At 69.6% G+C, this 11,550-nt stretch carries 12 protein-coding genes; 8 read left to right on the top strand and 4 right to left on the bottom strand.

From position 1 onward, the window contains the following. Position 1 precedes the first annotated feature (1 nt). Together ACIRJR_RS34605 and ACIRJR_RS34600 are read left to right on the top strand one after the other, a co-directional pair. Positions 2-463 carry an ester cyclase gene (locus ACIRJR_RS34605; RefSeq protein ID WP_403788301.1) on the top strand — a complete coding sequence of 154 codons (462 nt, stop codon included), beginning with the start codon at positions 2-4 and terminating at the stop codon, positions 461-463. Beyond that, complete coding sequence (locus ACIRJR_RS34600; protein ID WP_403788299.1) at positions 460-1,380, top strand: MBL fold metallo-hydrolase; 921 nt, start codon at positions 460-462, stop codon at positions 1,378-1,380. The genes ACIRJR_RS34605 and ACIRJR_RS34600 overlap by 4 nt, the downstream gene beginning before the upstream one ends. Before the next feature lie 93 nt (positions 1,381-1,473). Here the strand turns inward: ACIRJR_RS34600 and ACIRJR_RS34595 are convergent, their stop codons facing one another. Then, positions 1,474-2,436 carry an aromatase/cyclase gene (locus ACIRJR_RS34595; protein ID WP_403788297.1) on the bottom strand — a complete coding sequence of 321 codons (963 nt, stop codon included), beginning with the start codon at positions 2,434-2,436 and terminating at the stop codon, positions 1,474-1,476. A 19-nt stretch (positions 2,437-2,455) separates the two neighbouring features. Next, the gene (gene fabG, locus ACIRJR_RS34590; protein ID WP_403788295.1) at positions 2,456-3,241 is read right to left on the bottom strand and encodes a 3-oxoacyl-ACP reductase FabG; all 786 of its coding nucleotides are present in this window, start codon (positions 3,239-3,241) and stop codon (positions 2,456-2,458) included. A 171-nt stretch (positions 3,242-3,412) separates the two neighbouring features. Between fabG and ACIRJR_RS34585 the strand changes: the two genes are divergently transcribed. The 6 genes from ACIRJR_RS34585 (at position 3,413) to ACIRJR_RS34560 (ending at position 8,285) form a co-directional block, all read left to right on the top strand. Further along, the gene (locus ACIRJR_RS34585) at positions 3,413-3,877 is read left to right on the top strand and encodes a nuclear transport factor 2 family protein (protein ID WP_403788293.1); all 465 of its coding nucleotides are present in this window, start codon (positions 3,413-3,415) and stop codon (positions 3,875-3,877) included. Positions 3,878-3,999: 122 nt separating this feature from the next. Then, complete coding sequence (locus ACIRJR_RS34580; RefSeq protein ID WP_403788291.1) at positions 4,000-5,079, top strand: serine hydrolase domain-containing protein; 1,080 nt, start codon at positions 4,000-4,002, stop codon at positions 5,077-5,079. A 7-nt stretch (positions 5,080-5,086) separates the two neighbouring features. Continuing rightward, on the top strand, positions 5,087-5,848 hold the full coding sequence (locus tag ACIRJR_RS34575) for an SDR family NAD(P)-dependent oxidoreductase (RefSeq protein ID WP_403788289.1): 762 nt from the start codon (positions 5,087-5,089) through the stop codon (positions 5,846-5,848). Positions 5,849-6,093: 245 nt separating this feature from the next. Beyond that, complete coding sequence (locus ACIRJR_RS34570) at positions 6,094-6,528, top strand: SnoaL/DnrD family polyketide biosynthesis methyl ester cyclase (RefSeq protein ID WP_403788287.1); 435 nt, start codon at positions 6,094-6,096, stop codon at positions 6,526-6,528. 2 nt (positions 6,529-6,530) lie between these two features. After that, complete coding sequence (locus ACIRJR_RS34565; RefSeq protein WP_403788387.1) at positions 6,531-7,370, top strand: NAD(P)H-binding protein; 840 nt, start codon at positions 6,531-6,533, stop codon at positions 7,368-7,370. Between the two features lie 18 nt (positions 7,371-7,388). Next, positions 7,389-8,285, top strand: a complete 897-nt coding sequence (locus ACIRJR_RS34560) for an NmrA/HSCARG family protein (protein ID WP_403788285.1) — start codon at positions 7,389-7,391, stop codon at positions 8,283-8,285. A 128-nt stretch (positions 8,286-8,413) separates the two neighbouring features. Here ACIRJR_RS34560 and ACIRJR_RS34555 read toward each other — a convergent pair whose 3' ends face one another. Beyond that, positions 8,414-8,791 carry a DUF6009 family protein gene (locus tag ACIRJR_RS34555; RefSeq protein ID WP_403788283.1) on the bottom strand — a complete coding sequence of 126 codons (378 nt, stop codon included), beginning with the start codon at positions 8,789-8,791 and terminating at the stop codon, positions 8,414-8,416. Next, the gene (locus ACIRJR_RS34550; protein ID WP_403788281.1) at positions 8,788-10,296 is read right to left on the bottom strand and encodes a phage/plasmid primase, P4 family; all 1,509 of its coding nucleotides are present in this window, start codon (positions 10,294-10,296) and stop codon (positions 8,788-8,790) included. The genes ACIRJR_RS34555 and ACIRJR_RS34550 overlap by 4 nt, the downstream gene beginning before the upstream one ends. Positions 10,297-11,550 lie beyond the last annotated feature (1,254 nt).

Raw genomic sequence — 11,550 nt, 5'->3', positions numbered from 1 at the left:
CATGACCGCCGCACAGGCCGGGACGACGATCCCCGCCACCCGCACGATCCAGCAGCGCAACAAGCAGATCGCGCTCGACTGCGCCGCCGCCTGGAACCGCTGGGAACTGGACGGCATCCTCGAGCACTGGGCGCCGGACATCCGGCACTACTCCGAGGACCGTCAGGTCGACACCCAGCAGATGATCGGCGCCATGAAGGGCGGCCTCGCCGCCTTCCCCGACCTCCACCTGGACGTCAGGAGCGCCGTCTCCGAGGACGACCGGGTGATCCTGCGCATCACCGTGAACGCCACCCACCTCGGTGAGTTCATGGGGAAGGCCCCCACCGGCAAGAAGGTCACCTGGTACATGCTCGAGGAGCTCCGCTTCGACGCGGACGGCAAGATCATCGAGCACTACGACGTCTTCAACTACCTGCCCATGCTCAAGGACCTGGGATTCGTGCCGACGGACGAACAGTGACCACCTCGGCCGCCACCCTCGACGCGACCGTCACCGAAGTGGCCGACGGCGTCCACGCCTACGTCCAGCCCGACGGCGGCTGGTGCCTGAACAACGCGGGCATCATCACCGACGGCGGACACAGCACCCTCGTGGACACCGCGGCCACCGAGGCCCGCGCACGGCGGCTGCGCGAGACCGCCCTGCGGCTCGCCCCCCGGCCCCCCCGGGCGCTGGTCAACACCCACTTCCACGGTGACCACACCTTCGGCAACTTCGTCTTCCCCGAAGCCCTCGTCATCGGCCACGAGCAGACCCGCACCCTCGTCGAGGCGGCGGGACTGCACCTGACCGGACTGTGGCCCGACGTGTGCTGGGGCGACATCGAGGTCCGTCCCCCGGACCTCACCTTCCGCGACCGCACCACTCTGCACACCGGCTCCGTCACGGCCGAGCTGATCCACCTCGGCCCCGCCGCCCACACCACCAACGACACGGTGGTCTGGCTGCCGGGCCGACGTGTCCTGTTCACCGGCGACATCGTCATGAACGGCGCCACGCCGTTCTGCGCCATGGGCTCCGTCACCGGCTCCCTACGCGCCCTCGAACGGCTGCGTGCCCTCGATCCGGCTGTCGTCGTCCCCGGACACGGACCCGTCGGCGGAACCGAACTCCTCGACGCCGACGAGGGGTACTTCCGCCTTCTCCAGGACCTCGCCCGACAGGGCGTCGCCGCCGGCCTCACCCCGCTGGAGCTGGCCCGCGAAGCAGACCTGGGCCCCTACACCGACCGGCTGGACTCCGAACGACTGGTCCCCAACCTCCACCGCGCCTACGCGGAGGAGCGCGGCCTGCCCGAGGGATCCCCCCTCGACATCGGTGCACTCTTCGACGAAATGGTCGTGCACCACGGAGACACCCTGGTCTCCCGGGCCTGAGTCCGGCCCGCCACCCGGCGGGCCGGACACCCGCGGAAACACCTGGCTGCCGGACCCCGACGAGGGGTCCGGCAGCCAGGTGTTTCCGTCGGCCTACGCGGCGCTCTCAGCGAAGGCCTTGGCCAGGTTGAGCGTCGCCGTGCTGTTGCGCCCCAGCGCCTCGCGCACGTACCCGCGCGCCCGCACCACGTCCGCGCCCTCACCCAGAACCCGTTCGATCGGCTCCTCGCGCAGGACCACGCTGTGCTGCGAGGTGGCGACCACCCCGCCGCCCTCGGCGGGCACCACGGTCCAACGGCCCGTGTGCGCGGCCATCAGGGCAGGCGTGGCCGTCTGCTTGTACACGATCCGCAGGTCCTCCGGGAAGCACACCCGCACCGACTCGGTGGTGTGCACCGACCCGTCGGCGGTCCGCGTGTCCATCGCCATCACCTGCACGCCCGTCCCGTCCTCGGTCAGCTCGAGACGGTCCACGTGCGCCACCCGCTCCGGCCACCTGCCGGCCTGCTCCAGGAACGCGTACACCCGCTCCGCGGAACCGTCGATGCGCACGGAGTCCTCGAAGGAGAGCACCAGTCCCTCCAGGGCGCTCCAGCCGGAGACCAGCTCGCGCAGGTTCTCCAGCTCCGTACGGCTGTTGCTGTCCGTGGCCCGCTCGACCCAGTCGACGTCCGCCGGATCGTCACCGACGACCGTGAAGTCGTGCAGCAGGGTCAACCGTGAACGCTCCGGCCCGAGTCCGGTCACGATCCAGGTACCGCCCATGGACTCCACAGGAGCCGCGGACACCTCCTGACGGAACTCGATCCGGCGCGCGGCAGGGTCCAGCACACGGCGCGAGGTCCATGACTTGACCTCGCCGTTGGCCGTGGCCCACATCCGCAGCCGCTCGGTGGTGCCGTCCGACTCCAGCTGCTCCACATGCACGTTCGGGGGGAAGAACAGCGGCCACCGGGCGGTGTCCGCGATGAGCCCGTACACCACATCGGCGGGGGCTTCGGTCTCCACCTCGTGGACGGTGCGGTGGACCCGCCCGTCCGTCTGCTCGTTCGTCATCGGACTGTGTCTCCTCCGGTCAGAAATTGCCGAGCCCGCCACAGACGTTCAGCGCCTGCGCGGTGATGGACGAGGCGAGATCGGTGGTCAGGTAGCCGACGAGGCCCGCGACCTCCTCGGGGGTGGCGTAACGGCCCAGCGGGATCTTCGCCGTGAACTTCTGCATCACGGCCTCCTCCGTCGTCTCGTACGCGGCCGCGTAGCCGGCCCTCACCCGCTGGGCCATGGGCGTCTCGACATAGCCCGGGCAGACCGCGTTCACGGTGATGCCGGTCGGCGCCAGCTCGTTCCCCAGAGCCTTCGTGAAGCCCACGACACCGTGCTTGGACGCGGAGTACGGGGCACCGAGCACCACGCCCTGCTTGCCCGCGGTGGAGGCGATGTTGATGATCCGGCCGTAGGGGGCGTCCTCCAGGCCGCCCTTCTTCAGCACCTCACGCGTCAGCAGGAAGACGCTGTTGAGGTTGGTGTTGATGACGTCGTACCAGAGGTCGTCGTCTATGTCGGCCGTGACGCCGCCGCCGCTGCGGCCGGCGTTGTTGACCAGGACGCTGATGGGGCCGAACACGGCTACGGCCGCGGCGACCAGCGCGGTCACCGACTCGCGGTCGCGCACGTCGGCCGCGGTGCCGTCGGCCTCGATGCCCTCTGCACGCAGCTGCGCCACCGTCTCGGCGACCTTCTCGGGCGTACGGGCACAGAGGAACACCCGGTGGCCGCGGCGGCCCAGGTCGCGGGCGACTGCCAGACCGATGCCGCTGGTGGCACCGGTGACCAGCGCCACCGGGTTCGTGGGTGCCGTCATTTCTCTCCTCCAGGAGTGGTCGGAGTTCCGACCCTGTCCCGCCCGGCTCGGAACGCGCTGGACGCGGGGTGGAGGACACGGGGTCGAGGGTTCTTCGAAGAGGGCTCGACCCGGGGCGCCCACTGTGGCGCGCAGCAGCCACGTGCTGACCACCGACGACCGGAGAACTCCGTGACCATCCTGGCCGACCCCGCCACCGCCGTCCGGCTGCCCGCTGCCGAGGCCGCAGTGCTGTACGCCGAGGTGCAGCAGTACTACGCCCGGCAGATGCAGCTGCTTGATCTGCACCGTCCGCAGGAGTGGGCGGAGACGTTCACCGAGGACGCCACGTTCGACGTGCCGACCCTGCCCGAGCCCGTGCGCGGCCGGGCCGCTCTGGTCGCCTCGACCCGGCGCGCCCACGCCCAGCTGGCCGAGGCCAAGGAACAGCACCGGCACGTCATCGGCATGCTCGACGTGCGCCCGCAGGAGGACGCCACCGTGCAGGTGCGCTCGTACGCCGTCGTCTACGCCTCCACCGTGGGACAGGGGTCACGTGTGCACCGGATGTGTGTCTGTGAGGACGTCCTCGTGCGTGACGCCGACGGCCGGCTCCAGGTGCGGGCCCGCCTGGTCACCCGCGACGACCTGACCTGACGGACACGTCGCAGACCCCTCTCCATCTCCGCTCCACCGCCCTCCGGCCGTGCCGCTACCGGCCGTGGGGACGCTGCCCGTACCCGCATCACACGCCTTGGACCCATGGGGGTTTTTCCGACATGACCCAGACGACGATCTCCCGGCCGGAGACCTCGGCCCTTCAGACTGCTGTGCAGGGCGCCGCGGACCGGCTCGTGGAACTCGGCGCTGCCGGCGTGCAGTTCCGTGTCGCGCGGGGCGAGCAGTCCTTCGTCGTGACCTCCGGCATCGCCGAGCTGGGAACGGACCGGCCGGTTCCCGCGGACGGCCGCTTCCGTATTTCCTGCATCACCAAGCCGTTCGTCGCGGTCGTGGTGCTCCAGCTGGTCGCCGAGGGCAAGATCGACCTCGACAGCACGGTCGAGAGCTACCTGCCGGGGCTGCTGCCGGAGTACGGCGAGAAGATCACCATCCGCAACCTGATGCAGCACACCAGCGGTCTGTACAACTACATGGACTCGTTCCAGAAGCCGGGCGACCGCTTTCTGCGCGACCGCTACAAGCACTACGAGCCGACGGACCTCATCGCCATCGCGGCCGCCAAGCCGCTGGAGTTCGAGCCGGGTACGAAGTTCATGTACTGCAACACGAACTACTTCATCATCGGCCTGCTCATCAACAAGGTCACCGGCCGCTCCTACCGCGACGAGATCACCGAGCGCGTACTGCGGCCTCTGGACCTCACCGAGACGGTGCTGCCCGGCGACGACCCGAACATCCCGGAGCCGCACGCCCGCGGCTACATGGAGATCGGCGGGGAGCCGGTCGACGTGACACTGATGAACCCGTCCGAGGCCGGCTGCGCGGGCGAGATCATCTCGACCACCAAGGACCTCGACACCTTCTTCTCGGGCCTGTTCGGCGGCAAGCTGCTGGCCGAGGAGCAGTTCGCGGAGATGATCACGGCACTGCCGCCGGAGATGATCGAGAACCTTCCGATGGGCATCGGCTACGGGCTCGGCATCATGAAGCTGCAGAACGACAAGAACCTCGACCTGTGGGGCCACGGCGCGGGCATCCCCGGGTACGCCACGCTCGCGGCGACCACGCGTGACCTGCACGCTCGTGTGCAGCTGTCGTTCACCATCGGCGACAAGGACTTCGGCCACGACGCCGAACAGGCCGTCATCCGCGGTGTCAACACCGCCCTGTGTTTCTGAGGCGGCTGTGACAAACAGCGAGGTTCGCAAGGCGGTCGTCGTCACCGGTGGTGGTACCGGCATCGGGGCCGCCACCGCCCGCGCCTTCGCCGACGACGGCGCGCACGTCCTCGTCGTCGGACGCGGAGAGGCAAACCTGAAGGAGACCGCGGACGCCCCCCACTCCCGGATCCGGGTGCTGGCCGCGGACATCTCCCGCCCCGAGACGCCCGAGCTCGTCGTCCGGACCGCGCTGCGGGAGTTCGGCCGGCTCGACGTCCTGGTGAACAACGCCGCGGTGACCGGTTTCACCGGTCTGGAGGGCCTGGACCGCGACACGGTCGGTGCCCACCTCGGCACCAACCTCCTGGCTCCGGTGTTCCTGACGCAGCGGGCGCTGGACGCGCTGGAGGCCACCGGCGGTGTCGTGGTCAACGTCAGCTCGGCGGGCTCGCTGGGACTCCGGGCGTGGCCGGACAACTCGGTGTACGGCATGGCGAAGGTGGCCATGGACTTCCTGACCCGCACCTGGGCCGTCGAGCTCGCGCCGCGCGGCATCCGCTCGGTGGGCATCGCGCCCGGAGTGGTGGACACGGGCGTGGGCGTACGGGCCGGGATGCCGCAGGAGGCCTACGACGGCTTCCTCGCGCAGATGGCCGAACGCATCCCCTCGGGCCGGGTCGGCCGGCCCGAGGACATCGCCTGGTGGATCGTGCAGCTGACGCGCCCCGAGGCCTCGTACGCCAACGGCACCGTACTCGCGGTGGACGGCGCGCTGTCGGTCACCTGAGATCCCGGCTCCCGCGGCACGGCGGGCCGCGGGAGCCCGCACCCAGCAGGTCGCACGGGCCGTGACGTGACGGGCCGGAGCCTTGGCGTGGACGCCTTCGCAAGGGCTGTGCCAGAGCCGCTGGAGGACCGGCCCACTCCCGCTCGACGGGCGTTGGACGTCGCTTCCCCCGATGGTGCGGACGCGGAAAGATGCACGCCGATACCCCAACGAACCGTAGGAAAGACAACCGTGGAAGGAAGCCCATGAGCAGCCAGCTCGACGCAGTGCGCCGGATGGTCGACGCGTACAACACCGGAAACACGGATGACGTCGCCGAGTACATCCATCCCGACTACCTCAACCCCGCCACCATGGAACACATGGACCTGCGCGGCCCGGACTCCTTCGCCATGGCCGTCAAGTGGCTCCGGATGACCTTCTCCGAGGAGGCCCGGCTGGTCGAGGTGTCCCTGGAGGAGAACGGCGAGTGGGTGCGCGCCAACCTCGTCCTCTACGGAACCCATGTGGGCGACCTGGTCGGCATGCCGGCGACCGGACGCGAGTTCTCCGGCGAGCAGATCCACCTGATCCGCTTCGTCGACGGCAAGATCCGCGACCACCGCGACTGGCCCGACTACCAGGGCACCTACCGCCAGCTGGGCTCGCCGTGGCCCAGCCCCGAGGGCTGGAGGGCCTGACGATGATTCTGGTGACCGGAGCGACCGGCAAGGTCGGTCGTGAGGCCGTCGAGCAGCTCGTGGCGCTCGGCAAGGACGTCCGGGCGCTGAGCAGGAAGCCCGCCGAGGCGAATCTGCCGGAGGCCGTCGAGGTCGTGGCGGGCAGCCCGGGGGACGCTGACGCACTGGCCGTCGCGCTCAAGGACGTCGAGGCGGCCCTGGTGGTGCTGTCGGGCGATGTGGCGGGAGAGGCCGCCACGTTCGCCGCCGCGGCGAAGGCCGCGGGCCTGCCCAGGCTGGTGCTGCTCTCCTCCGGCGGCGTCGAGCACCCGGTGCCGCACGGCATCGCGGACGAGCACCGTGCCGCCGAGGAGGCGCTGGAGGCGTCGGGCGTCGCCTGTACGTTCCTGCGCCCCGGCCCCTTCCACGCGAACACGTCCTGGTGGATCAAGACGGTCCGGGAGGAGAACCGGGTCCGGGACTGGATCGGCAACAACCCCGGTGCGCCGATCGACGAGTACGACATCGCCTCCGTGGCCGTCGTCGCGCTGACGCAGAAGGGCCACGAGGGCAAGTCGTACCTGCTCACCGGCCCCGAGGTCCTCACCTCCGAGGAGCAGGCGCGGATCCTGGGTGAGGTCCTGGGCCGGGAGCTGGAGTTCTCGGTGGCGCCGCAGGAGGAGGTCGTCGACGTGTTCACCGGGATCACGGGCGACCGCCCGGCCGCGGTGACCAACGTGGCCGCCCTGCACAGCCCCGAGGTCCCGTGGGCCGGGGTGAGCCCGGCGGTGCGGGAGCTGACCGGCCGCGACCCCGGTCCGTACCGCGCGTGGGCGGCGGCGAACGCGTCGCTGTTCGGCTGAGGAGCTGAGGAGACTCCCGTGAGCGAGACAGGCAACACCCCGCAGAACCACGGACCGGTCATGGTCATCGGTGGTACCGGCGCGCAGGGCGGTGCCACCGCACGCGCCCTGCTGGCCCGGGGCCGCACCGTGCGGGCACTCGTCCGCAAGCCGGACGCCCCCGCGGCACAGGCGCTGGCCGAGCTCGGCGCCACGCTGGTCGAGGGCGACCTCAACGACGAGGCCTCGCTGCGCACCGCGATGAACGGTGTGCACGGAGTCTTCAGCGTGCAGAACTTCATGACACCGGCCGGCCTCGGCGGTGAGGTCCGTCAGGGCCGTGCGGTGGCCCGCGCCGCCCGGGACACCGGCGTGGCACACGTCGTCTACAGCTCGGTGGGCGGCGCGGACCGTCACAGCGGCGTACCGCACTTCGACTCCAAGCGGCACATCGAGCTGTACCTCGACGAGCTCGGAGTGCCGAACACCGTCCTGCGGCCGACGTTCTTCATGGACAACTTCGCCGCCCACCTGCCGGAGGTCGTCGACGGCACCCGGGTCGTGGCCCTGGGGCTGAAGCCGGACACACGCGTCCAGTACATCGCGGTCGAGGACATCGGCTGGTTCGCAGCCGAAGCCTTCGACAAGCCGGGGGAGTACCTCGGGCGGAAGCTGGAGATCGCCGGCGACGAGCTCACAGCCGACGAGGTGGCCGAGGCCTTCGCGACCCGCACCGGCACACCGGCCCGCTTCCATGAACTCCACCTGGACACGGTCGCGTCGAACCCGTACATCCCCAACGCACCCGAGATCGCCCTCATGTTCGAGTGGTTCCAGGATCACGGCTACCAGGCCGACATTTCCGCGCTGCGCACCGTGCACACGGGGCTCAAGTCCTTCGAGACGTTCCTGAAGGAACTCGAAGTCCCCGCGTGATCCGGCCCGGGTGCCGCCGTCCCTCCAGAGGACGGGCCGACGGTGAAGGGGCCGGCCACCGCGGCCGCAACGGCTCCGGACCACGGTGCGCTCCCGGCCCCCACAGGGGGCCGGGAGCGTTTCTGTCCCTACGTGACCAGCCGGGAGGCACCGGAGCCCTTGGAACGCTGGGTCTTACTGCCCTTGGCGCCGGGCATGAGGGTACGGGGGTCCACCGCTTCGGCCGGGGCGCCCGTCGCGTACAGGCCCTCGGGATCGTTGTCGCGGTCGTGAGGGAGCAGCCAGAAGACGCGTCGGCGGAACGTGCCCGAGGAACGGGACGCCTTGGCCTGCGGGCTGAGCTGGGCGTAGCCGATCATCCGGCCGTCGCGGTGGTAGGCGGGCTTGCCCCGCCGGGTCGGGAGACGGTCCAGGCTCTGACGGACGTAGTCGAGTTCCTCGACGTTCTCGAGCCAGACGAGTTCGTGTTCGTCTCGGATCTCCTCGTCGGTGATGAGGGAGCTCATGTGGTCTCCTCGTCCGCGAGCACCACTATGCCGATGCCTGGGTAGTACTTGCGGGAGTTGGACAGGATCATCTCCTTGGGCGAAGCCAGTCCGACGAGCTCGCGCGCCCGTGCGGCGAACGCCCGGGAGGAGACGGCGGGTGCGCCTTCATTCTGGCACCAGCGCCGATAGGCGGCGTAGAGGCCGGCCTGCTCCGCCCGGGAATCGGGGTTGAGCAGACAGCATTCCTCGAAGAAGCGGCCGGTGTGGTCCTCCGTCTCCGCATACGCGTTGGTGGCGATGCGGACGCGCTCGGGGCCTGTGAGGTCTCTGCCGCAGTCGAGGTAGCAGCGGGAGCCGTCGATGAGCCAGTTGAGGATTCCGGGTCCTTCCTCCGTGACGAGCAGGTCAGCCAGGTTGTCGATCTTCCGGTCGTCGGAGACCACCCTCTCGAAGGGGAGCAGGCGGATACGGCGCCAGAAGGCGAAGCCGCCGGTGCCGACCTCGGGCCGGTGGTTGCCCAGCAGCCAGAGCTTGTGCGTCGGCTCGAAGCTGAAGAAGTCCTGCCGCATCCGGCGGGCCTTGATGCGGTCGCCGCCCGTCAGGAGTTTGACCCGGGCCTCGTCGAAGCGGTCGCCCGGCTTCACCTCGTTGCAGACGATGACGCGCCTTCCGTGCAGTTCGGCCAGGTCCGTGGGGTGGCCCTCGTACGGCCGGGCCATCAGGAACCCGGGGGGCGCAGCGTCGGCGTAGTCGCCCAGGAGCTTCAGGAGCACGTCCAACAGAACCGATTTTCCGTTCTTGCCGGAGCCGAAGAGGAACGGCATGACCTGCCCGCCCACGTCGCCGGTGATCGAGTAACCCAGCAGCACCTGGAGGAAATCGATCATCTCCGTGCCCTCCGCGCCCTCACCGAAGGTGTCGGTGAGGAACCGGAGCCAGCGGGGGGTGGGCATGGCCCGGGGACTGACGGTGGTGGAACGCGAGTGGAAGTCCTTGTCCGGGACGGCCGGCCGGACAGCACCGCTGCGCAGGTCCACGATGCCCGCCGGGGTGCACAGGGCGTAGGGATCGGCGTCCAGGGCCGCGGCGTTGAGGACCATGCCCGGGGCGGACTTCGCCTGCGCCAGCATCGCGTTCATGCCACCCGTACTGAGGGCGCGGCGGCGGTGCTGCCGCATGGCAGTGTCCGTGTACGTGCCCCGCGGGTCGGTGACCGCGATGTTCTCCGCCAGGTCGCCCGCGGCCCACAGCACCGTGTCGTCCTCGTCGGCCTGCCAGCGGGTGGTCTCCCACCGGTACCAGCCGAGGCCGGGCACGTGCCGGTAGCCGTGGGAGTAGAACCTGGCGAAGAGCTTGGCGTTACCGCGGTCGCTGAGGGTGTCGGGCAGCAGACCGGTCGCGCTGACATGCCCTGTGAACGTCCCGGGTTCCGCTTCCCGCAGGGAGGAGTCGGAGACATGGGCCAGGATCTGGGAGGCCGCCGCCCGGGCGTCGAAAAGTTTGTCGTCGGGACCGACAGTCATACGTCTCCCCTGGAGCCCCGCAGGAGCTGGTAGCCGATGCTTGGAAGGCAGCCGTGAACGGCTGTCCTCACCTGAGAAAGGGCCGATCCGAACCGGGGCACAGGTGACGAGGGAAGCCGCTGGTCCGGCTCCGTTCCCCACTGATCCGGGGCGGGACGACCGCCGAGGGACAGGGGGCAAGGGCATGGCTGTCTTAAGTCGCTGCGCGGAAAACGCAGTTCACCGGTCATGCTCTTCCCCCACCAGCGACCGAAGCGACTCATCGATGACGTGAACACTATCGAAGGTTGATCACCCCATTTCGGGATCCTACAGAAAAAAAACCGTCCGGTCTGTCAAAATCATGCCGAGCCAACCACTGCTGCCCCGGTGCGCGCAACTCTCCTGGGGGAGAAGCCTGCAGCGACCCAAGTGACCCAGCCGCGTGCAACCGGCTCGGAGGAACCGCGGCAGAACACCGGGCTGGAGCAGCGACCGAGGACAAGCGACCCGGAATGCATTCGGTAGCTTTCGTCGCGTGAGGGAAAACCCCAGGTCAGGAGTGGCACTGTTGCTTCTCAGCGACTCAAGCGACGGAGCTTCCGGGTATATGAAGGGTTCCCGTATGCGCGTGTGCGTCATATATAGAGGGACTCAGTAGCTTCAGTCGCTGTCTCCGGACGAAAACGGCTCTGACCTGCGCAATTACTTGAGGGCCCGAGTCAGCTACTGAAAAGCCCGGGTCGCTTGACGCCAATCCCGGTAGCTGTTTTCCTCTCAGGGCATGAGCGGGGAGGTCCGCCCCCGAGGTTTGCCCACTCCCGCGGGACGTTTGGAGAACCTTGTGCCCGACCTTGGGTCGCTTCGGTCGCTTTCGGAAGCCGGCATGGCCTCCGAACTGCGTCTTTCCCGCAGCTACTGACTCGAGAGCTGCCGTCCGGTGCCCGTACCGTCCGGCCCTGGGCCGCTGCGCGGAGCCCCCGGCGGGACCGGCCGGTCCCGCGCCGGTCTCCGGCACCAGCGCGGCCTGTCCGCCCGCCACTGCTGCTGGTGGCCTGCGCGGCGCTCTGCGAGCCCCGCAGGCCTCGGGTGCCCCCCGAGCGGCCGGCCCCCGACCTGGGCGCCCCAGGCCCAGTTGCCCGCCGCGACGACGGGCGGCAGGGCCTGCCGGGGCGTGGTGGCCCTCGCCGGTGTCCTCGCCGGAACTGCTTGTCCGCTGAACCGGACTGTCAGCGGAGGCCGAGATCTGGTTGGTTGATTCGTAAAGAACTGTTC

Source organism: Streptomyces sp. NPDC102402 (assembly GCF_044765765.1).
Taxonomy (GTDB): domain Bacteria; phylum Actinomycetota; class Actinomycetes; order Streptomycetales; family Streptomycetaceae; genus Streptomyces.
The sequence above is the reverse complement of the archived record's forward strand: the minus strand, read 5'-3'. Positions and strand labels throughout refer to the sequence as shown.

Coding starts and splice junctions, on each gene's coding strand:
- ACIRJR_RS34605 (WP_403788301.1), top strand. CDS start 2: ATGACCGCCGCACAGGCCGGGACGACGATCCCCGCCACCCGCACGATC.
- ACIRJR_RS34595 (WP_403788297.1), bottom strand. CDS start 2,436: ATGACGAACGAGCAGACGGACGGGCGGGTCCACCGCACCGTCCACGAG.
- fabG (WP_403788295.1), bottom strand. CDS start 3,241: ATGACGGCACCCACGAACCCGGTGGCGCTGGTCACCGGTGCCACCAGC.
- ACIRJR_RS34580 (WP_403788291.1), top strand. CDS start 4,000: ATGACCCAGACGACGATCTCCCGGCCGGAGACCTCGGCCCTTCAGACT.
- ACIRJR_RS34570 (WP_403788287.1), top strand. CDS start 6,094: ATGAGCAGCCAGCTCGACGCAGTGCGCCGGATGGTCGACGCGTACAAC.
- ACIRJR_RS34565 (WP_403788387.1), top strand. CDS start 6,531: ATGATTCTGGTGACCGGAGCGACCGGCAAGGTCGGTCGTGAGGCCGTC.
- ACIRJR_RS34555 (WP_403788283.1), bottom strand. CDS start 8,791: ATGAGCTCCCTCATCACCGACGAGGAGATCCGAGACGAACACGAACTC.
- ACIRJR_RS34550 (WP_403788281.1), bottom strand. CDS start 10,296: ATGACTGTCGGTCCCGACGACAAACTTTTCGACGCCCGGGCGGCGGCC.